Raw genomic sequence first — 20,802 nt, forward strand, 5'->3', positions numbered from 1 at the left:
CATGGCCTTGAAACGGCTACCGATTTAGAGCGACCCCGCGCTTGCATTACGGTTAATAAGCTACGCACTACTTATACAGTTCCTTGAGCACGAGCCAAAACAGGATGCTAATTTCGTACTTGTTGCAACCGTAGCCATTGAAGTGGCCTGCGATACCCATTGCATGACCGAATTCATGGATTACGGTTGAAACCGATGCTCTGCCTTTTTCGCTATCGATGTTTAGATAAAGGAGACAGTCAAAGTTCCCGTTAACGTCAAGAATATTAGTGGGGTATCCCACGGACTTTGGCGATCCGCTGACATGACCTTTTACGTGCTCTGCCGCCATACTCCCATTTCCGATGGCGGTCCCGTACGATACGACTATACCATTAGAGCCATTCGTCAGGCTAGACATCGAGCAGCGGTCGAACAATGTCCTGCTCAATCTCTTCTCTATGCGCCGCATCGCGGTAGCAACGCGATCATCTTTTGGGTCGTCATAGACCGGGATCAGATTTTTTCTGGTATCCCAAATCTTTCGTTTACCAACGTACTGCCCGTAGAAAGGGAAGCCCTCAACGTTGGCGTTGTGGTCTCTAATGATAGCAGAAACATTATCTGGAGACGTATCCAGATCATATGCCAAAAGCTTTCGGAACCAATCAATGTTCATCAGCGAAATCCCTACAGAGTGCGTCGTTTGTCACCTAACTGGATTGGGTAACGAAGTCCGTAGAAATGTAAGGCTGTTATGGATATTTCGAGTTTTTGATTAATGAATTGAATAGTTTGGACGCGTCGCGGCCTTAAGGCCTATTCTAGTGTAATTGCACTGTCGGGAACTGCGGGTAGCAAACGGGAAATAGGAGGGGATCGTGTTGTTTCGGAGACTGCTGCAGTGGCGGATGCTCGCTTCTGTTAGTGACCCGTCAAATACAGTTGTGCATATTTCTACTGGAGATTGACATCTTTACTTCGGACAACGCATGTTGCCTTCAACGAATAGGGCGTAAACATGACTTTGATCCTCGACCCGGCTATGCGGGTAATCGACAAAAACCACCAGATATTCATTTTGCACCCCGGCGACGGCAAGCGGTTCTATAACGACTTCCGTGCAACCAGTATGGTATTTCTGGATATCCCAGGTGCTATTTTGCCTACCTCGTTTGATATCGACGACGAGAAGACCAGACAACAGTTGCGTATGTCCAGATCTGTTGGCGGCTGGTACAAGGGCGGCAGACCCGCCACACGTGTACCTTCACGCAAAGCTGAGGATTACAAGGTTTCTGCAGAGGGAAGGGATGCGCCTCGCTATATGCGAGAAGTGAAAAACCTTTACGAAGATGCCAAGCCCGGGGATCTCGTTATCATTCCAGGACCTGGGTATACTTCAGAGGTTCTTTTCGCTGAAATCCTAGAACCATTCGTGTCTGATGTCTTCGCAGAGGTTGCGCGATACAATTTTGAGAAAATACCTGCACGCCGCGTGAAGTTTCTGAAGGGATCGCACGCGAAATATGAATTTGGTAGGCGCGCTATCAAACTGATGCAAAATCGCCAAGCTATTATTCGCGTGAGCGATGACGCAGACCGTCACGAGTTTTACGAGCACGCCTACGGTGACTACGTTCGTGGCGAAAGCTCCGGAAGCTACATGGAAGTTACGAAGGCCGTGGTCGACCAGAAAGACCTGACCGACGTTCTGTTTCTGACTAATTATTTTGGAGCGATGTACGTCGCGCTAAAAGCTGGCGAACTGGAAAACTTCATCGCTCTGTCCGAGAAAAGCCTGCATAAGGGATTGAACGCTTATTATAACAGAGAGTTATTCGGCGACATCTCAATTGAAGTCCACTCTCCTGGTTTTTTTGGAAGAGCGTTACGTGATCCTGCGATGGCTGGATTTGTTGCAGCTATGACCGTAATGGCTACTCTAGCAATCGATCCCGTGATGGCAACGCAGCTTGTTGTCGAGAACTCCGCTAACAGCCACCAATCAGTTTGTGATATGACTTTGCAGGAAGACATTCGTTCAACCATGCAGATCGTAACAAACTCCCATCTCTGGTGGGACGAATTGTGCGAGATGCAGAAAGAAGCATCTGAGCAGGTTGGGCTTAAGACAAAATCAAAGGTTATCGACAAACCTTAGGCAACCGAATAAGACGCCCCATATTATGTTGGTCTCGAAGGGAGATCATGAATGGAACGACTTTTAGAGCTTGCGCGCAAATATATCGTTCTAGCCCTCGGATCTGTCGCCAGCCTTTTTGGCGTTGTTGGAACCGGGCTAGGGTATGTCTTCGCCATTGAGCAGGCCCGTGTCGAACGTTTTGAAACAAACATGCTCTCGGAATACAAGGCTGTCGCGACGTCCAAAAAGAATTTTTATAGCGTCTTAGATAAGTTCACAGCGGAACTTTACCTTAGTGGAAAACCCGACGACGCTCTAGTTTCGGAGATGAACCAAAAAATATTGGAACTCCATCAAAGTGTTGACGTATTCAGCGTCGGTTTGAGTGCAGATGATAGAGCTAAAATTTCAGCAGTTAAGACCGCATTGGCTAGCATGAAAACCGAGATCGCGCGCGCTAAGTCAAAAGCAGATTTGCCTTACATTGCCGGAAGCCAAGTTCAATTCGAGACTGCGTATAAAGCTGTGACGCCTATTGTCGAACGCAAAATTGGCATTCCTAATGAAATGCTCTCTGGCTGACACGATAGTCGCGCCAGGTCTTTTGCGATCGCACGCGCAACCAGTATATGCATTCTGGGTGAAGCAGGCCAATCAAACAGTAGACTTACGCTTAGGGGCCTCTGGAAAGTAAGACGCGGGCAGGGTATAGCCCAAATGCTCGCCCAAAGTCGTTTTCGTATATTTTGGACGGGACAATCCCGCATTGACACCTATGCCACCTAAACCGCTGAGCACGTCGCCGAACAGCTTCAGGCCGTTGCCCTTCTGGTTGGCTGCGTCGAGCTCATACGCAGTCACGTTCGAAGAGCCGCGCTTGAAACCGCCAATCTGGCCGATCTGACCTGCATCGCGTGCCTGCAGACGGCTATTTTCGCCGAGCACGTCACCGAACGCCCGGAGCCTGCCGAGCGCGGTCCCTGTCTTGTCCGTGAAATCGCGGGCCTTGGCGCGCTGCTTCTGCTCTTCGTTGACAACGACGTTGTTCGCTGACGTCGGCAAAGCTGCTTCGGCGCTCGGCTCGGCAACCTGTTGACCGGTGAAATAGTCGGCCAGCTTGGAGGCGGCCTTCTCTTCCTGTCCGGAAAAGTCCTGGTAGCGATCCTGCGACTGCGCGTTAAGCGCCTGTGCTTCCTGATCGAGGCCGTTCTGCCGGATCCGCTCGGCCGCCATGGCGTCGTCACGGGCGCGGGCAACCTTGCTGGCGGCCATGCTGTTGGCGACGGTGGAACCGGCCGTGAGAGCGACGCCGGCAATGGTCAACGGATCGCACATGTTACGTTACCTCTTGTCGATCAGTGGAGCTCTTTCGGGGCAACGGCGGGGTTTCCGCCCACAATTCTCCGCTCGCGAATTCGGCGGCCAATGCAAAACCCTTCAAACAGGTAGCGGCCAGCGCGAATGAATAAAATTTCCTCTTCGTTGGCACGACGCCTCGTCCCCCCGCCTTGAAGTATGGTGCAGGCCGCCGAAAGGCACCAACTGACCCATTCGCTATTCAAGTCGGGAGGGGAGGCGGAGACACCACCCTGCAATTCTTCAATCAACCGCGTCGCGTCTTCGATCACATCGGGAGTTAGCGATATGCCTTGCATCCCCATTATCTCAAGGCCTTCTAGAGCTCTGGCAAACGCATCGCCAGCTTCGTCGCCATCGGCAAGCGCAAGCCGCAGAAGTTGCAGCAGGCCGCGCCCGAAATCGTGGGGCTCAAGATCACCCCATGGAAAATCGGTCATAGACACGTTCCGCGCCATAAGCGATGAGGTTACGCTTCTTCCGTCAGGTCTATTGGGCGGTCTCGGGGTCATGCTGCGGTCCGCCTGATTATGTCTGCGATCACGTCGGCACGGCGCTGGCCGGCCCTTCGAACAATATCTTCGAGCAGGCAAAGGTTGTGGCATGTGTTCCGCAACCAACGGGCATATGCTTGGAAATCCGCGAAGAGGTGTTTGTGCCGGGTATCGCGCGCTTCGTCGGTTTCGGCCCACCAGCAAATCAAGCCGGCAACGGCGTCCACAGCTTCCGCCGCAGTGGGCCATTCCCGTGACGCATCAAACAGGCGCAATATTGACGTGTGTGCCATCGCAAGCGATCGCAACAGCCTGTCCCTTTGGGTCGGAGAAATCCGGGCATGCCGGCGTGACGTTTCGGTTTGAAGAGAACACAGGGCTTCGGACAAATTGAACGCTTGTTCCGCGCCGGCCGCAACGCGAGCGAGGCAATCGCAAAGCCAACCAATCTTGTGCTCAAGCTCAGTCGGCTCGGGCGAAGCTTCGCAGCCAAGGGGCGGCAGTCCGTTATAGTCGAGTTCCTGATCGTTCATCATGATTTGAAAGATAGTTGGCGAGTAACCGCGAATATAGCGGGCGATATCCTCGCGCGTTTCGCGGTAACCAGCTTTGCAAGTTTGAAAAGTTCCAGCCTCGCGCGATTTTGTGCCGGATCCCGGCGTGCCGCTCCGGCTGCAATTCAGAGTATACCCAGGGGGCGGGGTGCGTGTTCGCGTACGCCACACAGCAATTAAGCATTCGTTCTTGAATATAGATGCTGCATTATTCGTATCTTAATGTTGCACGCATCAAAATACATTGACCGACAATATTTATTTATACTATCAGTTCGTCAAAATTAATGCAGGAATATGGAAATTTACTGTTGACTTAAAGAACCATGTAAAAGAATCTAGCAGCACAACAGTCTCGAAAGGTGCTGCTATGAACAACGTTGTGAATTTCGCCAGTTACGCCAATCTCAGAAATGAACGCCGGGCCCAGGTTGGCTTCGCCGTCGCTGACGTGGTCGCCTTCGAACCCCCTAGGCGAACAGACAGAGAGTTGGAGTTGGCTATGCTTCTGAGAATTACTGCGGAGCTCCTACGGGCAAAGGCCATGAATGACCCCGACGAGATTTATGAAGCGCGGGACGACTTGGAAGTGATGGTTCTCCATACGGAGTTTCCGGATATCCGGCATCGGGCCCTTGAAGCTCTCAAAGCGGCCGAAGGGTGACGCTTTCGCGAGAGTTTAGGATGATTTTTTTGGGTGTACCTCAATCGAACCGCTTTCACAGCCTCAAGAAGCCGCAGGGATCGATTATTGGAACCACTCAAAACAGACTACTACTTTAGGAACTATTCAAATCGAACCGTGGAGGTTTCAAACATGTTTGTCCGCGCTTATCTGCGAGCCAGCACCAAAGAACAGGATGCAGGCCGCGCAAAAACACAGCTGGAAAGCTTCGCAAAAGACAGAGGTTTTTCGATCGCTGCATTCTATGTCGAAAATGAAAGCGGCGCGTCGCTGAAGCGTCCGGAGCTTTTTCGGCTACTCTCGGACTGCAGCCCGAACGACGTGTTGCTGACAGAGCAGGTTGACCGGCTGTCGCGACTTAATGAGGCCGATTGGGAGGCGCTCAAGAGCGAGATAGACGCGCGACAGGTGCGCGTCGTGGCTCTTGATCTTCCCACGTCGCATATGATGTTGGCCGCTGCCGAAGACCCATTTACCGGCCGCATGTTCAAGGCCGTCAACGCGATGATGCTCGATATGCTGGCAGCAATCGCGCGCAAGGATTATGAAGACCGTCGCCGGCGGCAGGCGCAGGGCGTCGAGAAGGCGAAAAGCTCGGGACGCTATAAGGGGCGGCCAGAAGATACGGACCGCAACGCAGCGCTGATACGCATGCTGAAATCTAAAATGAGCTGGAACGACATCGTCACCGCGACCGGCTGCTCAAGGTCCACGCTCTTCCGCCTTGCCCGGCGTATCAAAGAAGACGCGCTGGCCAAAGCATGACGCATCGCTTTCTTACGGAGCCGGAAGTGGCCGAAATACTGCGTTGCTCTCGGCAGAAGGTGCAACGTTTGCGCCTTTCCGGGCGGCTGGCGTATCTTCCTGGCCGCCCGGTTCTCATCGCGCAGACGGACCTCGATGCGTTCATTGCGGAGAATTCACGCCTCGCCAGCTCGACGGGAAAGCGCGAAAAGAAGTCCGACACGAGCTTGAGCACTGAAGACGCTCGCAAGTGGGCTATGCAAGCTGTCCTGTTGAAGCGAAAAGGAAAGCGCGCAGCTGTAAAGCCCTAGCCTCTGGCCGATCAGCAGCGTAATCTGCGGTCCCGATCCAACAAGGATATACCGATGCCGCTACCTGCTGACTGTCAGGCGGATTATCTCGCCGTCGCTGCGGAAACCCTGGTGGATCAGCTCCGCTCGTCAGATCTGACGGCCGGCGCCGCAGCTCGGAACATAGAGCTTGCGGAACTGATATGTGAGAGCGCGAGAATTCTACGCGCTGAGCTGCGACCAGGTGTCATCCCAAGGCCAGCTGAAGACAGGTGTGCGGGTCAGCCCTCTGGCAACGTCGTGTTCCTTCGGCGAGGATCTCGCTAATCGAACACGTCAGGGTCGTCGGTAGCCGTGGTTGCTGACCGGCGGGCGAGACGCGCGATTTCGGCGTTCAGTTCTTCGCTCGTCATTTCATGCGGCGCTTTTTCGTTGTCTCGCTCCTGCTTGTCGAAATAGCCGGCGACGCGGAACAACGTCGCGGAAGCTGTCGCGCGCGCCGGCGCGGGAGCTTTTACATCGCTGCATACTGCAAGGCTCGCTTCATATGCGGCCCGTACGCCCTCTGTGCGGATCCGGGTAAGCAAATCTCTTTGTATATCGTCTACGTTCGGCTGCTTAGCCATGGCTCCCTCCTTAATCGAATACATCGAAACGCGGCGTAGCGCGGCGCTCTAACTCGTCAATCAGCGTTTGAATTCTGTCCACTTCTGCACTGACCGTCGGCGGCCGTAGCTCGATCAAGGCGCGGGCTTCCTTCGCTTGTTTCCGTCGCTCACGTGCCTCTGCCCGACCTGTCGCGGAAACGGCCCTGTGTGCAGCTAGCCACCGATCGTAACGTGTTCGCTGTGCGGGCGTCATGTTCGCGAGCCTCTTATCTCGCGCGCGCTGCGCTTTCTCCATATCTCGAAGCTTTCCCGCCAGTTTCTTTTCGGCGTCTACCGCGTCGCGGTTAGGCCATCGCGGTTTGTGCCACGCGTCACCCTTCGGCGTCCGGCCGCCATGGTAACAGCAGCGCCCGTTCGCCATAGCGATCTGCTGGCAGGGTTTCCCATCATGTTTCCGCTTTGCGCCGCACTGCTTGCGGGTCGTCCGCAAGTTTCGGTGCCAACGGAGGATAGCGGCGCGCGCCTGCTCGATATGTCCAGGGTATTTCACAGATTAAACCCCAACTTCAATTTCAACGCCCTTAAGGTATCGCTTAGACTGCGTAGCCATCCACGGCGAAAATAACCTCTACGGTCCTGGTGGTTCGGGGACCGGTGGGGTGGTGGGTATATATATACCCCCACCGCTCCACCGTTTTGGGCCGGAACGAAAAAACCGCTCTCCACCGCACACCACCGCTTTATCTATCATATTGAAATTATTGGGTTTCATGTTTCACCGATTTCGCACCGCTGCCCACCGCGTCAATCATCATCATTGATCTGCTCAAACCAGGCCTCAACCTTCTCTCTGTCGGACAGATTGTCCCGCCGCACACACCAAAGACCAGCTTTAGGCCTCGCGACGAGACGCTTTTTAAGCATGGTGCGAAGTCGTGACCGCAACGCTTCCTTGCTCAACGGAGCGTAGGTCGCTGCGTACGCATCGACGATCGCGCTTTCTTTGAAACCATTGGCCGACGCCTCTTTGTCCTGAAGGCTGTTCAGGATCGCCAGAATTTCCAATTCGGCATCCGTCGGCTCGCCTGCCGGTTTCTCTGTATGTGATACAAGACGGACGACACACGATGTTATCGGGTCGCCGTCTTTGTCTCGGCCAAGCTCGACACGATCGAGAACGAAAGCCCGGCGGAAGTTGCCATCGAGGTCACGCTGTTTGGTGACGTTAATCTCGTTGTCCGCGATCTCGATCTCCGTGTCAGTAGCGGCACGCAGGAGGGAATGACCTCGCGCACCGCGCGCTCTTTCTTTCCCCGAGTGATGGACCAGCATCACATGGGCCTTCGTCTGCAGGCGCAAATGATCGATATGCTTTACCAGCGCCCCCATGTCCGTCGACGCATTCTCGTCGCCGCCAGCGAGCGCGCGAGACAGCGTGTCGATCACGATAAGGCCGACGCCCTCGCATGCTCGGACAGTTTCGATCAACGGGACGAGATCCGCTTCGGCGTTGCGGAGGTTGACCCCTGACAGATGGAATTGAAAACGTGGGTCGCCAGCGTATTGCCCTTGAAACCGCTGCTGCAAAGCCCTCGCACGGCGCCGGGCGCCTTGCCCGCCCTCGGCGGCAACATAAACGACGCCTAGTTGCGCCGTCCTTCGGTCAGCCCATGACATACCCGTTGCGACATGGAACGCCAGATCCATGGCAACAAAGGTTTTACCGACATTGCTCTCGCCATAAAGAACCGAAAGTGCTCCCTCGTCCAACAGGCCCTTGATGAGCGGTTTCGTCGAATGGTCGAGAGCGGAGCCGGCCGCATCGTTGAACGAAACGAGATCCAGCAGCTTCGTCGGCTTGTGCTGTTTCGGCGGGCTCTCCATGATGTCGTCGGGGATTTCTTCGAAAAAATCGAGTGGATCCGGCTCAGTGCGGGCGTTTGCCCAGCAGCGTGCAAGCTCTCTTCGGAGCTCTTGATCGTCCCATTCCTCTATACGCGGCTTGTGGGGGCTTGTGGCGTGCTCCCAGACGTACAGCAGCGCACCGAACTCATCGATCGAGAAGGATGCTGTCTTCAATCGAAGCGCGAGATTGAAGCGTGCAGCGGATGCCGACTTATCCGCGCCGTTGGCCTGGCCGGATGCCCATAACCTAGCCAGCGCTGGCCGCTCGGCACACGCTAGCTCGAATTTATCTCGAAGGTCGTGTGGCAATTCGTCAAAGCTGGCGGCGGCCGAAACCTTGTGGACGTCGATCGCCTGCTTCAGCTGCTCAATTTCCGGATTTCGATCGAGAGCGTCGGCTTTCGACGCAGGAGGGTAATGGTTGCCTACCTCTTGAAAAGCGTACCGCGCGCCACACCACATTACGGATGCCCGGCGCCTTTGCTGACCTCGGGCCACCTTCTCAGCGGTGGGGATATTGGTTGTTCCTGGGAGGCGCATGATGCGATCGACGTTTTCGACGCTGTCGCCGCCGAACCGGTGAATGAGGCCGCGGCCTTGCGCCTCTGCTGCCACCTGGTGCGTTTTGGCATCGAGTTTTTCAGATAGGATCCAGAACGCCTGGATACCGCCACCGCTATCCAGAACGGCTGTGGGTGGGCACACATCGGCCCGCAGCTGGCGCGCGATCTCGCGAAGGCGAGAGCGTTCCTTTTCGAAGTGCGTCGCGAGATCCGCGCCTGACGGAGGTTTCTCAATATCGATATCGATGCACAACGCGCGGATAGCCGACATATCGGATTTGGAGAGCTTCTTGTTCGGCGCAATAGCTGCCGGTTCATTCACACTGAAATACAGGTTTCGTCGGCCCTCACGCTTGTCGATCCAATCCGCCATTGCGGGCCAGTCATTGGCTGCAAAGGTCCGTGCTTCCGGCGGCGCCTCGCGCTTCGGGTCCAACGCGGTGAGGTTGTGCCGGCCATCAGGATCGAGAGATTTCAGAAACTCGATTGCATCATGAGAAGGCTTTTCGGCCAGCACGACATTAGGGCGTTCAGAAGCTGAGCTTGTTCGTCGCTCGATGTCCGCCGCACGCAGCTCAGCGAAACTTCTGGCGGGTTGCCTGGAAGGGCTGTGATTGATATTGTGATGAAGCATTTAAGAAAATCTCCAGCCGGCAGCACTGTGACGAGTGCGCCGGCTCGTTCATTTGGTGTTGTCAATAACGAGCCTGATCAGCAGCTCACGCGCAGCTCTATCCCGCGTGACGAGGGCGTGCAGGCTTTCGGCGGTTACGGCTTGCAGACCGTTGATCTCTGTCGGAACAAGCGAGCCGAAGCGCCGCTGCTGACGCAGCCAGGTTATGGACCGTCCGGCGATTTTCGCTGCTTCTTTAATTGGGTAGGCGTTCGATGTCGGTTTTTCTGGCATTGTTTTCATGACCGTGAGACTTCCGTATTGTCAGATTGCCATGTTGCGTCTTGAAGAACCGCGAAAAAAGCGCCTGTCACAGGCAAGCAAACGCGGATCAATTGGCGCGTCTCCGCAACAGTTTTCGCTGGAGGCTTTTGAGATCTTTGATGTGCATCTGTAGCATGGCGAGGCTTCCGGAATTCGATGGAACACGCAACTGCACCGTTCGCTCAATTTCGCCTCGCCATTCCTCTAGCAATCCGGTAGCGCGCAACGCATCCAGACCTGCAACGTCGATTTTTCGAGGCTGTTGATGGGATCGCGCCCTCACCCAAACGTGCTCTAGCACCGCCCAATCAAGCAGCGCCCTTGACCACGCCAGAGCCTCCGAATTTGTGGCGAAAAGCCTTCGCGCATGCCTTACGCCACTGTACAGCGCATTCCGAACATGTCCGTCATTCAGCCCGCCACGATCGCCTGTTGGTATTCCTCTGTTAAGAAGATCAGCGGTCCGAGCCCATGTCCTGAAACCATCAGGTAGCGACAAGTATGCACCGATTATGATGCTCACCTGCGTTTCCCGAATTGGCCGGAAAGCCGCCCTTGGGCGATCTGGGTCAGTGTTATCGATTGAGATTGCCGGCGCCTTATCGTGAAACTCACGAGAGCTTCTTAGGTGTCGCTGGTATCGGTTCACTTTTTTTACGTCGTCTGCACACTGAGCAATAAACGACTGAGCTGCTGGGACAGATAATGCCTCTTGCGAAACGAACGTGCCAAGCTGGCTCTGTACGAGCCATACTGCTCCAGCGTGTAAATCCGCCTCGGCGTCGTTGTAGTAGCGTCGGACGCGCGCTGCAGCCACTTCGTCAGGAAGAGAAACCGAGCCATCGACCGACATGCGGTGGTCCATGAACTCAAAATGCTCTTGTGCCAAACAAGCGATCGCCAAAAAGCTATGTTGGTGCGGAGTGATAGTCATCCGAATACACCACCACCCTTACCACTCGGGGTAGGCCCGTCCTTGACACCGACTGAACCAACGAATGCGAGGTTTAGCGGCGTAGGCTTCAACGCATTTTCTAGAAGGCGATCAGCATCGGCTCGTCGGATTATGGTCCGGTGTCCGAGTCTGGCTACGGTGATGGCACCGCCACTTATCAAGCGATACAAGTGTGATCTCGACACGCCGATGTATTTTGCGGCGGTAGCGACGGACATTGCAGCAGGAAAACTTTCCATTGGTATCTCCACTAGCGAATATGCTGCGGAGGATATTGCTGCCCCACTGAACGTCAAATATAAAAATCATTGTAAAATCAATGTACTACGTATGTAATACGTTATGTAATACGCCAAGCAAGCTCAAGCTTTTGACAGCATGAGACAAAATGAGACTGGATGCTACACTATGGTACAGCGATCACATTTTGTAACCGTCTGCTTGGAGCGACGGCGCACAAGCGTTAGGGTAATCATTAGGGCGCCGCCCTAAATTCCTAAAATTTCATAATGATTTCAGTGTATTATGGCGGAGAGGGTGGGATTCGAACCCACGATACCCTTGCAGGTATGCCGCATTTCGAGTGCGGTGCATTCGACCACTCTGCCACCTCTCCGCATGCGCGAACGCTTGCGTTGCGCGCTCCTCATAAACATCAATGGCCAGACTGACAAGCGGAATTTGGTGTTTGTGTCACAAATTATTCGTCATGCACGAGGTCAGGAAGGCGGCTTGGGAGTCTGGTTGTTGAGTGAGTATTTTTCGGGTGACGCGCATTGGCATTACACGTTGCACGCCGCGTTCTTGCGGCATGTTCACAGCCGCTTAAAGCGCCGCAGGAATCAATAGATAAAAGAATGTGAATAAAAAATACCATACGCATGGCGAAATCCCGCCAAAGCCACTCATCGCCTCAGGGCCGGCAATAGAAGAAAGGGAGATATAGCCGCTAGATGAACCGGAAAGGCAGGCCCGAGATGAGCGCCTTGACGAAACGCTTTTTCTGAAAGCGCCCGTTCAACGAAACGCGCGGCAGCTGCGCCGGCTTTTCGAGGCTATGTGGACCGAGAACACCGGCCTGCGTGGTGACCGCCACGGAAAAGCCCGCCTCCGACACCGCTTTCGCTTCGCGCTCACCCACGGCCCTGACCCAGCCATAGGGATAAGAGAAGGATTGCGGCCGTTGGCCGACATAAGCCTCTACCCGGCGTGTCGATTCCTCGATCTCATGGACGAGGCGTGTTGCATCGATCTTGCGCATATTTACATGCGTCATGGTATGCGCGCCAAAATGCACGAGCGGATCGTTCGACAGCGTCCTGAGTTCGGCCGCATCCATGACGAGGTCATCCACGATCGCGATGGGGTCGATGCCGTGCTGCCTCGCGACGCGATCGATCCTTTCCACCGCTTCATCTTCCGGGGATTCCTGGACGAAGTTTTCAAGCCGGGCGAACGCCTCCACCTTCTGTGACGGCGTGGCACATTCCACCTGCTCCGGCCCTGCACCAAAATCAAATTCGAACGATGTGACCTTCTTCGTCAGAGCCGCCGCCGTTTCCCACCACACACTGCGGCTCCGCTCGACAAAACCCGGCGTGATGAAAATTGTGTAGGGAACGGCGTATTTGCGGAAGATCGGCGCAGCATGTTCGGCATTGTTGCGATAGCCGTCATCAAGCGTGAAGGCGCAAAACGACCTGACTTCGCTGGTGTCGGCAAGCAGAGCCGGCAGATCATGCAAATGAACGGGCACGAGACCGGATTCGAGCGCGGCCTTTATGGCCTCTTCCAGAAATTGCGGCGTGACGGACAATTGCACATTCGGCGCAAAAGCCGAAACCGCCTGCCCCGGGCGCACATGGTGAAGCGTGAAGATCACGCCACGCCCGGCAAGGGATGGAAATGCGGAGCGGACAGGAGGAAGAGAACTCACCTCCAGCCCCACCCTTATGGCCCCATATTTCACAAAGCGTTTGACCGGCGGCAACATGGCCCTTGCCGATTGTCCCGACGCCAGACCGGGAAGGATACGTTTTTTCAACACCCGCAAGGCCGTCAGCGGCAGATCGATCATGCCCGGCAAGGGATCGTTCGGTGCAAAAGCGGCCCAGCTGCGGATCCTGCCAAGGGAGGCGAGATAATCGCCAAGTCTCGCCTCCCCTCTTCGTGCCAATGTGAAAGCGGCAACGGCATCGCGGACAAGATAGGACCAGGACGTACCTTGCCGCGCGATGACCGCCTGCCCGGTGGGCATGTCATTGGCCACCCGCCACAATAGCCCGCCAAGATTGATGCCGGCAGCCGAACAGAGGCCGAACCACGACCAAGGGCGTGGATTGACATCGAGGAGTTTCAGCGCCCCATCCCTGCCGTCAAGTTTGAATTCCACTTCGACCAGCCCGCTGTGGCCCGCCGATTTCAATATTTTCCGGGCCGCCTCGATCGCTTGGCGGTTATCAACGACCTCGACACGGGTGCTGGTATAACCGAAATCAACGGGATATTGCCTTGCGCGCCGCGCGGTAAATTCGGCGATAGGTTCACCGTTCAGCCAAAGGGCCGCATAAGAAAACTGGCTTTCGCCTCCACCCGGAATGAGTTCCTGAACGACGACATTGTCAGGACCGATCTCTCCACTCGCATCGACGAAAGCGGCTTTCAACTCCTCTCGGTCATCGGCGCGGATAACTTTCGCCCGGGCGATCGAAGTGTTGCCGCCCCCCATATGCGGCTTGAGAATGACGGGAAACATCACATCCAGCCCGTCGATATCGGCAGCCGATGTCAGCGCATAGGTTCGGGGGATGCTGACGCCGAGTTCCGCCGCACGTTTATAGAGCAGCGGTTTTTCACACAGCCATTGCAGGTTCGTCCACTCCGGCAGAATGATTTTGTAAAGCGCCGAAAGCTCCTCGCGATGCTGCGAAACAAGCTGAACCTCACCGTCGCCCGATGGCACCAGCAGACAGCCCTTCAGGCCCGGTTTTTCAGCCATTTCACGCAGAAATGCCATCGCCCCGTCATCATGCGGACCGGCCCAGCGGATTGTTTCCCGCACGAAGCGCGACCAGCCCGGCAGCGGTGAATCATGGGTGAGATAATAGACAGGCACATTCAGGACGCCGAGACTGCGGGCAAGGGCAAGCGTGCCGTGAGCGCCGCCGATAATAACAACACCTGGAATGGTCAAAGCCTGATCCCCGTCCTATTCCACATCTTGATCGCAAAAATTGATAAATAAATTGGATATTTCTAAAGTATTGAGTGAATGATTATCCGTTCGCGAGAAGGCAAAAGCGCCATGCTCTTCGGTCTTTTAGCCGGCGCTTGAGAATTTGCTTTGAAAAGAACGGGGGCTTCACGCCTCCTTGCGCACCGGGCGTGGCTCGCCATTCTCATCCACGGCAACCATGATGAAGACGGCTTCGGTGACCTTGTCGCGTGAATCCTGATAGTGCCTGCGGGTCCATGCCTCGATCTTCAGCGTGACGGACGTGCGCCCGATCTTTTCGATCCGCGTGTAGACACACAGCGTATCGCCGATCTTGACCGGCTTCTTGAAGACTATTTCATGGACTGCCACGGTCACGGTGCGGCCGCCGGCCACATCATTGGCGCGGACGAAAGCGGCAAGGTCCATCTGCGACATGACCCAACCGCCGAAAATATCGCCGGCCGGATTGGCATCGGCGGGCATGGCAAGCGTTCTGAGCGTGAGTTCCATATCGGCGGGCGGTTGCTGGTCCATGTCTCGAATTCCTTTCACAAACCTCCCGCTGCCGGACTTAAACAACCCCGTCCTTTCAGCCAATAGCCGATTTGTCGCGGCAGCCCCTCCAAAACAGCAAGGAATAACAGAGTCATCGTAAGCTTCGGTTAACCATGATGGGGCACGATTCCAAAAAACGCGGGGGCGTGCAAATGGCCTATGACTGGAGTGGAAATAACGCGATACAGCAGCGCTACGATCGGATTGTCATGGTGGTCGCCGGCATCGTCGCCATCAGCCTGGCGACAGGCACCCTTGCGCTACGACCGCAGACGGAGCCGACAACCACGGTAAGCCTCGCCAAACAGCCGCGGCTTAACTCTGAAAAATGGCATTTGCGGCTCTGATCAGCAGCCATGTGCCAAGCCAAGACCCGTGGCCTCGCGACTTATTGCGACGTGCCGTCTGGTTTCGGGCTGGTTTCCTTCTGGGAGGCGTGGTCAAGATGGGCCACAGCCGGAGCAAGGACTGAAAGAAAAGTCTCCGACCGGCCGATATAGATGATCGCCGCGCCTTCCATCCCGTTCAGAACCTGCGCCAACGTATCCTGCGTCTGTTTTTCCAGACCTTCCAGCAAATCGTCGATCACGACGAATTTCGGCTTCAAAAGCAGGGCATTGGCAATGCGGATGCTGGCCTGCTCATCCGAATCGAGTTTCTTGTCCCAGCGGATGTTTTCGTCGAGACGGGAAGTCATTTCCCCGAGCCCGCACGCGATCAGTGCCGCGAGGTAATCCGCATCGGTGAAACGCTGGGGCGCACGCGGATAGGCCAGGATTTCGCGCAGCGAACCCGCCGGCAGATAACCGTGCTGGGCAATGAACAGCGTGTCGGATTGTTCGGGCATCTCGATCCTGCCCTGCCCCCAGGGCCACAGGCCCGCCATGGCGGCAAACAGCAGCCGCCGGTTCACACCCTGTTCGCCGTTGATCATCAGCCGTTCGCCAGGCCCGATCCCGACCTCGTTCTCCCGCAGCCGGAAGCCGCGTTCCACATCCTGCCCGCCCGCATCACGGCAGATGATCACCGATTGCAGGCGGATTTTTTCATTCTCCACGCTGCGCTGCAGGTCGATCGCTAGGCCGTGCTGCTCCACGCTGTCCATCTGGATAAGCGCATTGCGAAACACCGAAACGCGCTGCAAGGTCGCCTTCCAGCTGGCGATAGGGCCGAAATTGTCAATATACCAGCGCAGCGCCGTATTGACCTGGTTGAAAGCGCCAACGGCCATCATAAGCCCGCCGAAGGTGAGGTTGCCGGAAAAATAGACGGGCGCGGCAATCAGGATCGGCGCCACCACCGCTAGCCAACCGTAACCCGCCGATACCCATGTGAGATGCGTCAGCGCCATGGCAAGCCCGCGAATGACGCCGAGCACCGCATCGATATCGATGCCGATCCGCCGCCGTTCATTCTTTTCGCCGCGGGCAAGCGCAATGGCGGCAAGATTTTCGCTGGCCCGCATCAGCGAAAAGCGCAGTTCCGCCTCTTTGGAATAACGCTCGGCATTCAGCCCCACCAGCCGGTAGCCAACGAGGTTGCTGAGCAGCGAGGCGGACCCGGCGTAGAAGATCGCCGCCCAGACCATATAGCCTGGGATCGCATAGGTGTTGCCGCTGATGGTGATGGCAAAACCGGCCGAGAGCGACCAGAGGACGCCGATAAAGCTGACGAGAATAATAGTCGCATTCACGAGACCGATCGAAAGCGCCGTGCTGCTTTCCGCGAGATTGCGGACATCGTCATGCAGGCGCTGATCCGGATTGATCGAAATCGTGCCGAAACCGGCCAGACGCGCGGCGCGACCCGGTTTCAGCCATTGATCGACCATATCCTTGGCCAGACCCTCGCGCATGTTCAGCGCCGTCATCTGGTTGAGCCATGTCTGGATGACGTTGAGGAGAAGCAGCAGCCCGGCGATGATCGCGAAAACTTCGAGCTGATGAATGAAGGCATCGAGATCGCGCCGCTCGAGCGCGTTGTAAAACGGCGCATTCCATTCATTGAGCCTGATCTGCCCGTAGGCGGTGAGCAATATCACCGTCAGCAGCGCAATCGACAGCAAGATCAGCCGGTTGCGCACCGGCGATGTCCAGAAGGCACTCCCCATCATCCGCAGCTGCGCCGGAAAATCGAGATCGAAACCCGAAAGGTTCGCCGCGCTCTTGCGCTGGTCGTCGGTCACCGTTGTTGCCATTCATTCCATTCCGAAACGTCAATCGGCAAAGAAAGCGGGTCGCGATTCTGCGCCTTGCGATGCCAAGCAATAACACGCTGTTCGACCTTGTCCACAATCGCGGCGAAATCTCAGCGGCGATGATTGATAAGCCCGGACCATTCTTCCTGAGGCAGACAGCGCGGCCTCAACCAACAATGTTCTACCCCCGGAAATGATCCTTGCTTTCTTTTCCTGCATTGCACAAAATCCCGGTAATTTCAGAGGGGCGGACAACCGCATAAACCGGAAAACCGGGCAAGGCAGATTAATGGCGATCAAAGCGAGCATCTATCATCTGACGCATTATAAATATGACAATCCGGTCCGCCTTGGACCACAAATCATCAGATTAAAGCCCGCCTCGCACTCCAGAACCCACGTCATCAGCCACTCGCTCAAGGTTTCACCCTCCAATCACTTCGTGAACCTTCAGCAGGATCCCTACGGCAATTACCTCGCCCGCTTCGTTTTTCCCGAGCCGGCAACGGAGTTCAAGATCGAGGTTGATCTTGTCGCCGATATGACCGTTTACAATCCATTCGACTTCTTCGTGGAGGAAGAGGCGACAAAATGGCCCTTCGATTATCCGCAGGAATTGCGCGACGATCTCTCCATCTACACGAAGCCGGAGCCGACCGGCCCTCTGCTCGCCGCCTTCATGGCCACCGTCGACCGGACCCCGGAGCAGCCGACGGTGGACATGGTCGTTGGTCTCAATGCCCGCCTGCAGCAGGAAATCGGTTACGTCATCCGCATGGAGCCGGGCGTCCAGACGCCAGAGGAGACACTCGCTTCCGGCAAGGGATCGTGCCGCGACACCAGCTGGCTGCTGGTGCAAGTGCTGCGGCATCTCGGCCTTGCTGCCCGTTTCGTGTCGGGATACCTCATCCAGCTGACACCCGACCTCAAGGCGCTCGACGGCCCCTCGGGTACCGAGGTGGATTTTACCGATCTGCACGCCTGGGCCGAGTTTTACATGCCCGGCGCCGGCTGGATCGGTCTTGACCCGACCTCCGGGCTTCTGACGGGTGAAAGCCATATTCCGCTGGCGGCGACACCGCATTACCGCAATGCCGCACCGATTTCGGGCGGTTATTTCGGCCATGCCAATACGGAATTCGCCTTCGACATGCAGGTCCGGCGTGTTGCCGAGACACCGCGTATCACCAAGCCCTTTTCGGATGAAAGCTGGGAGAACCTCAACGCACTCGGTGAAAAGGTCGACGGAGTTCTGAACGCGCAGGACGTCCGCCTGACCATGGGCGGCGAGCCGACTTTCGTTTCCATCGACGATTTCGAAGCCGATGAATGGAACACCGGCGCGGTCGGGCCGACGAAACGAGAGAAGGCGGACAAATTGATCCGCCGTCTACGCGAGCGTTTCGCCCCCGGCGGCTTTCTGCATTACGGTCAGGGCAAATGGTATCCAGGTGAAACCCTGCCGCGCTGGACCTTTTCGCTCTATTGGCGAAAGGACGGCCTGCCGATCTGGCAGAACCCGGCGCTGATAGCCGAGGAAGGCGCAGATACCGGCGTCAAGACCGAGGATGCGCAGAAGTTGTTGGGCGGTATCGCCACACAGCTTGGCATTGAGCCTGATCTGGTCCTGCCAGCCTATGAGGATCCGGCAGAATGGATCATCAAGGAAGGCAGCCTGCCCGATAATGTCGACCCGTCCAATTCCAGACTGAAAGACCCGGAAGAGCGCAACCGCATCGCCCGCGTCTTCGAGCGCGGCTTGACGACGCCTACCGGCTACATCCTGCCAGTGCAGGCGTGGAATACACGCGCCGCCGGCGAACGCTGGATCAGCGAAAAATGGAATACGCGGCGCGGCAAGATTTTCCTCGTTCCGGGCGACAGCCCGGTCGGTTACCGCCTGCCGCTCGGCACCCTGCCCTATGTGCCGCCATCGGCCTACCCCTATATCCATGAGGCCGACCCTTCGATCCCGAGAGGGCCGCTTCCCGATGTCTTAACGCCCTCCGGCCGCGCCATGCCCGAAGCCTCGTTCCATGCGAACGAAGGAACCGGGCAGGAACGCATCGAGCAGACGCTCGGTGAAATCGGTGGCGCAGTGCGCACCGCCCTGTCGGTGGAACCGCGTGACGGAAGGCTTTGCGTTTTCATGCCGCCGGTGGAGCGCATCGAGGATTATCTCGAACTGATCGCGGCAGCGGAAGCGGCTGCCACCCAACTTGGACTGCCAGTCCATATCGAGGGTTATGCGCCGCCGCATGACGAACGTATCAATGTTATCCGCGTCGCGCCCGATCCCGGTGTGATCGAGGTCAACATCCACCCCGCCGCAAGCTGGAAGGATTGCGTCGATATCACCACGGCAGTTTATGAGGAGGCGCGCCAGACGCGTCTCGGCGCCGACAAATTCATGATCGACGGCCGCCACACCGGCACCGGCGGCGGTAACCATGTGGTGGTGGGCGGCGCGAACCCGAATGACAGCCCCTTCCTGCGCCGGCCCGATCTTCTGAAAAGCCTCGTGCTGCACTGGCAGCGGCATCCGTCGCTCTCCTACCTCTTCTCCGGTCTGTTCATCGGCCCGACAAGCCAGGCGCCGCGCATCGACGAAGCCCGCCACGACAGTCTCTACGAGCTGGAGATTGCGCTGGCGCAGGTGCCCGCCCCCGGCGACGGCGTTCCGCCTTTGCCATGGCTGGTCGACCGGCTGTTCCGCAATCTGCTGACGGATGTGACGGGCAATACGCACCGCGCCGAGATCTGCATCGACAAGCTGTTTTCGCCTGATGGGCCGACCGGTCGTCTCGGCCTGGTTGAGTTCCGTGGTTTCGAAATGCCGCCGAATGCGCGCATGTCGCTCGCCCAGCAATTGCTGGTGCGCGCGCTGATCGCCCGCTTCTGGAAAAATCCGGCCGCCGGCAAATTCGTGCGCTGGGGCACCGCGCTCGCGGACCGTTTCATGCTGCCGCATTATATCTGGACGGATTTCCAGGATGTGCTCGCCGACCTCAGGGAAAACGGCTTCGACGTGAAACCGGAATGGTTCACAGCCCAGCAGGAATTCCGTTTCCCCTTCTTCGGCGAAGTGGAATATGAGGGTGCGAAGCTTGAGCTGCGTCAGGCGCTGGAACCTTGGCATGTGATGGGCGAACAGGGCGCAATCGGCGGCACCGTGCGTTTTGTCGATTCCTCCGTGGAGCGCCTGCAGGTGCGGCTGGAAACCTCCAATCCTTCTCGTTACACCGTCGCCTGCAACGGCCGTGCCGTGCCGCTGACACCAACGGAAAACCGCAGTGTCGCGGTCGCCGGCGTGCGCTTCAAGGCGTGGCAGCCCTCTTCCGGTCTGCATCCCGTCCTGCCCGTCAATTCACCCTTGACCTTTGACATTTATGATACATGGTCGAGGCGATCGATCGGCGGATGCATCTATCATGTTGCTCATCCGGGCGGGCGCAATTACGAGACGTTTCCTGTCAACGGCAACGAGGCCGAGGCTCGCCGCCTTGCCCGTTTCGAACCATGGGGACATACGGCCGGGCAATATCCGCTGATGGCGGAAACCGTGTCGCCAGAATTTCCGCTGACGCTCGATCTGCGCCGGCCATACGGAGTGTAAA

The 20,802-nt window shown here is 56.6% G+C and carries 20 protein-coding genes and 1 tRNA gene; 8 read left to right on the top strand and 13 right to left on the bottom strand.

The features are described 5' to 3' along the window. Nucleotides 1-67: 67 nt before the first annotated feature. Nucleotides 68-658, bottom strand: coding sequence for a hypothetical protein (locus ATU_RS17890; RefSeq protein ID WP_010973366.1), 591 nt, complete (start codon nucleotides 656-658; stop codon nucleotides 68-70). 342 nt (nucleotides 659-1,000) lie between these two features. Between ATU_RS17890 and ATU_RS17895 the strand changes: the two genes are divergently transcribed. Both ATU_RS17895 and ATU_RS17900 read left to right on the top strand, forming a co-directional pair. Further along, nucleotides 1,001-2,143, top strand: a complete 1,143-nt coding sequence (locus ATU_RS17895; RefSeq protein ID WP_010973367.1) for a hypothetical protein — start codon at nucleotides 1,001-1,003, stop codon at nucleotides 2,141-2,143. A 51-nt stretch (nucleotides 2,144-2,194) separates the two neighbouring features. After that, entirely contained in the window at nucleotides 2,195-2,707 is a 513-nt protein-coding gene (locus ATU_RS17900) for a hypothetical protein (protein WP_010973368.1), read from the top strand. Nucleotides 2,708-2,779: 72 nt separating this feature from the next. On the opposite strand, the gene ATU_RS17905 is transcribed toward ATU_RS17900, so the two are convergent. From ATU_RS17905 to ATU_RS17915, 3 genes are all read right to left on the bottom strand, one after another. After that, a complete protein-coding gene (locus ATU_RS17905) occupies nucleotides 2,780-3,460 on the bottom strand; it encodes a hypothetical protein (RefSeq protein ID WP_010973369.1) in 681 nt (226 codons plus the stop codon). 20 nt (nucleotides 3,461-3,480) lie between these two features. Further along, nucleotides 3,481-3,921: a hypothetical protein gene (locus ATU_RS17910; RefSeq protein ID WP_010973370.1), complete on the bottom strand. Its 441-nt coding sequence runs from the start codon at nucleotides 3,919-3,921 to the stop codon at nucleotides 3,481-3,483. Nucleotides 3,922-3,989: 68 nt separating this feature from the next. Beyond that, nucleotides 3,990-4,511, bottom strand: a complete 522-nt coding sequence (locus tag ATU_RS17915) for a hypothetical protein (protein WP_010973371.1) — start codon at nucleotides 4,509-4,511, stop codon at nucleotides 3,990-3,992. Nucleotides 4,512-4,773: 262 nt separating this feature from the next. On the opposite strand from ATU_RS17915, the gene ATU_RS17920 reads away from it, so the two are divergent. The 3 genes from ATU_RS17920 to ATU_RS26990 all read left to right on the top strand — a co-directional run bounded on the left by ATU_RS17920 (nucleotide 4,774) and on the right by ATU_RS26990 (nucleotide 6,269). Then, the gene (locus ATU_RS17920) at nucleotides 4,774-5,193 is read left to right on the top strand and encodes a hypothetical protein (RefSeq protein WP_035256924.1); all 420 of its coding nucleotides are present in this window, start codon (nucleotides 4,774-4,776) and stop codon (nucleotides 5,191-5,193) included. 153 nt (nucleotides 5,194-5,346) lie between these two features. Continuing rightward, entirely contained in the window at nucleotides 5,347-5,979 is a 633-nt protein-coding gene (locus ATU_RS17925; RefSeq protein ID WP_010973373.1) for a recombinase family protein, read from the top strand. Continuing rightward, nucleotides 5,976-6,269 (top strand): helix-turn-helix domain-containing protein, encoded by a 294-nt coding sequence (locus ATU_RS26990; RefSeq protein ID WP_010973374.1) that lies wholly within the window; start codon nucleotides 5,976-5,978, stop codon nucleotides 6,267-6,269. Before ATU_RS17925 ends, ATU_RS26990 begins: the two co-directional genes overlap by 4 nt. A 302-nt stretch (nucleotides 6,270-6,571) precedes the next feature. On the opposite strand, the gene ATU_RS17935 is transcribed toward ATU_RS26990, so the two are convergent. The 5 genes from ATU_RS17935 to ATU_RS26995 form a co-directional block, all read right to left on the bottom strand. Beyond that, nucleotides 6,572-6,874 (bottom strand): hypothetical protein, encoded by a 303-nt coding sequence (locus ATU_RS17935; RefSeq protein ID WP_010973375.1) that lies wholly within the window; start codon nucleotides 6,872-6,874, stop codon nucleotides 6,572-6,574. 786 nt (nucleotides 6,875-7,660) lie between these two features. Next, nucleotides 7,661-9,958, bottom strand: a complete 2,298-nt coding sequence (locus ATU_RS17940) for an AAA family ATPase (RefSeq protein WP_051883813.1) — start codon at nucleotides 9,956-9,958, stop codon at nucleotides 7,661-7,663. 48 nt (nucleotides 9,959-10,006) lie between these two features. Continuing rightward, nucleotides 10,007-10,240, bottom strand: coding sequence for a hypothetical protein (locus tag ATU_RS17945; RefSeq protein ID WP_162180310.1), 234 nt, complete (start codon nucleotides 10,238-10,240; stop codon nucleotides 10,007-10,009). Between the two features lie 88 nt (nucleotides 10,241-10,328). After that, nucleotides 10,329-11,195, bottom strand: a complete 867-nt coding sequence (locus ATU_RS17950) for a hypothetical protein (protein ID WP_162180309.1) — start codon at nucleotides 11,193-11,195, stop codon at nucleotides 10,329-10,331. Further along, on the bottom strand, nucleotides 11,192-11,434 hold the full coding sequence (locus ATU_RS26995) for a helix-turn-helix domain-containing protein (protein ID WP_352230364.1): 243 nt from the start codon (nucleotides 11,432-11,434) through the stop codon (nucleotides 11,192-11,194). The genes ATU_RS17950 and ATU_RS26995 overlap by 4 nt, the downstream gene beginning before the upstream one ends. Here ATU_RS26995 and ATU_RS26680 point away from each other — a divergent pair. After that, nucleotides 11,358-11,552, top strand: a complete 195-nt coding sequence (locus tag ATU_RS26680; protein ID WP_236762306.1) for a hypothetical protein — start codon at nucleotides 11,358-11,360, stop codon at nucleotides 11,550-11,552. The two genes, ATU_RS26995 and ATU_RS26680, sit on opposite strands and share 77 nt — an antisense overlap. Nucleotides 11,553-11,742: 190 nt before the next feature. On the opposite strand, the gene ATU_RS17960 is transcribed toward ATU_RS26680, so the two are convergent. The 3 genes from ATU_RS17960 to ATU_RS17970 form a co-directional block, all read right to left on the bottom strand. Further along, a tRNA-Ser gene (locus ATU_RS17960) sits at nucleotides 11,743-11,832 on the bottom strand. 333 nt (nucleotides 11,833-12,165) lie between these two features. Then, complete coding sequence (locus ATU_RS17965) at nucleotides 12,166-14,409, bottom strand: polysaccharide deacetylase family protein (protein ID WP_010973382.1); 2,244 nt, start codon at nucleotides 14,407-14,409, stop codon at nucleotides 12,166-12,168. Nucleotides 14,410-14,577: 168 nt separating this feature from the next. Further along, on the bottom strand, nucleotides 14,578-14,967 hold the full coding sequence (locus ATU_RS17970) for an acyl-CoA thioesterase (RefSeq protein WP_006313469.1): 390 nt from the start codon (nucleotides 14,965-14,967) through the stop codon (nucleotides 14,578-14,580). Between the two features lie 173 nt (nucleotides 14,968-15,140). On the opposite strand from ATU_RS17970, the gene ATU_RS17975 reads away from it, so the two are divergent. Beyond that, complete coding sequence (locus ATU_RS17975; RefSeq protein ID WP_035256959.1) at nucleotides 15,141-15,335, top strand: hypothetical protein; 195 nt, start codon at nucleotides 15,141-15,143, stop codon at nucleotides 15,333-15,335. Between the two features lie 41 nt (nucleotides 15,336-15,376). Here ATU_RS17975 and ATU_RS17980 read toward each other — a convergent pair whose 3' ends face one another. Next, nucleotides 15,377-17,185: an ABC transporter ATP-binding protein/permease gene (locus ATU_RS17980; RefSeq protein WP_035256911.1), complete on the bottom strand. Its 1,809-nt coding sequence runs from the start codon at nucleotides 17,183-17,185 to the stop codon at nucleotides 15,377-15,379. Between the two features lie 289 nt (nucleotides 17,186-17,474). Here ATU_RS17980 and ATU_RS17985 point away from each other — a divergent pair, with 289 nt between their 5' ends. After that, nucleotides 17,475-20,801: a transglutaminase family protein gene (locus tag ATU_RS17985; RefSeq protein WP_010973386.1), complete on the top strand. Its 3,327-nt coding sequence runs from the start codon at nucleotides 17,475-17,477 to the stop codon at nucleotides 20,799-20,801. Nucleotide 20,802 lies beyond the last annotated feature (1 nt).

The sequence above is a fragment of the Agrobacterium fabrum str. C58 genome, assembly GCF_000092025.1.
Taxonomy (GTDB): Bacteria; Pseudomonadota; Alphaproteobacteria; order Rhizobiales; family Rhizobiaceae; genus Agrobacterium; species Agrobacterium fabrum.

Bases quoted from the DNA above. Each gene is read 5' to 3' on its own strand.
- ATU_RS17890 (WP_010973366.1), bottom strand. From the start codon at position 658: ATGAACATTGATTGGTTCCGAAAGCTTTTGGCATATGATCTGGATACG.
- ATU_RS17895 (WP_010973367.1), top strand. From the start codon at position 1,001: ATGACTTTGATCCTCGACCCGGCTATGCGGGTAATCGACAAAAACCAC.
- ATU_RS17900 (WP_010973368.1), top strand. From the start codon at position 2,195: ATGGAACGACTTTTAGAGCTTGCGCGCAAATATATCGTTCTAGCCCTC.
- ATU_RS17905 (WP_010973369.1), bottom strand. From the start codon at position 3,460: ATGTGCGATCCGTTGACCATTGCCGGCGTCGCTCTCACGGCCGGTTCC.
- ATU_RS17910 (WP_010973370.1), bottom strand. From the start codon at position 3,921: ATGACCGATTTTCCATGGGGTGATCTTGAGCCCCACGATTTCGGGCGC.
- ATU_RS17915 (WP_010973371.1), bottom strand. From the start codon at position 4,511: ATGATGAACGATCAGGAACTCGACTATAACGGACTGCCGCCCCTTGGC.
- ATU_RS17925 (WP_010973373.1), top strand. From the start codon at position 5,347: ATGTTTGTCCGCGCTTATCTGCGAGCCAGCACCAAAGAACAGGATGCA.
- ATU_RS26990 (WP_010973374.1), top strand. From the start codon at position 5,976: ATGACGCATCGCTTTCTTACGGAGCCGGAAGTGGCCGAAATACTGCGT.
- ATU_RS17935 (WP_010973375.1), bottom strand. From the start codon at position 6,874: ATGGCTAAGCAGCCGAACGTAGACGATATACAAAGAGATTTGCTTACC.
- ATU_RS17940 (WP_051883813.1), bottom strand. From the start codon at position 9,958: ATGCTTCATCACAATATCAATCACAGCCCTTCCAGGCAACCCGCCAGA.
- ATU_RS17945 (WP_162180310.1), bottom strand. From the start codon at position 10,240: ATGAAAACAATGCCAGAAAAACCGACATCGAACGCCTACCCAATTAAA.
- ATU_RS17950 (WP_162180309.1), bottom strand. From the start codon at position 11,195: ATGACTATCACTCCGCACCAACATAGCTTTTTGGCGATCGCTTGTTTG.
- ATU_RS26680 (WP_236762306.1), top strand. From the start codon at position 11,358: ATGGCACCGCCACTTATCAAGCGATACAAGTGTGATCTCGACACGCCG.
- ATU_RS26995 (WP_352230364.1), bottom strand. From the start codon at position 11,434: ATGTCCGTCGCTACCGCCGCAAAATACATCGGCGTGTCGAGATCACAC.
- ATU_RS17970 (WP_006313469.1), bottom strand. From the start codon at position 14,967: ATGGACCAGCAACCGCCCGCCGATATGGAACTCACGCTCAGAACGCTT.
- ATU_RS17975 (WP_035256959.1), top strand. From the start codon at position 15,141: ATGGCCTATGACTGGAGTGGAAATAACGCGATACAGCAGCGCTACGAT.
- ATU_RS17980 (WP_035256911.1), bottom strand. From the start codon at position 17,185: ATGGCAACAACGGTGACCGACGACCAGCGCAAGAGCGCGGCGAACCTT.
- ATU_RS17985 (WP_010973386.1), top strand. From the start codon at position 17,475: ATGGCGATCAAAGCGAGCATCTATCATCTGACGCATTATAAATATGAC.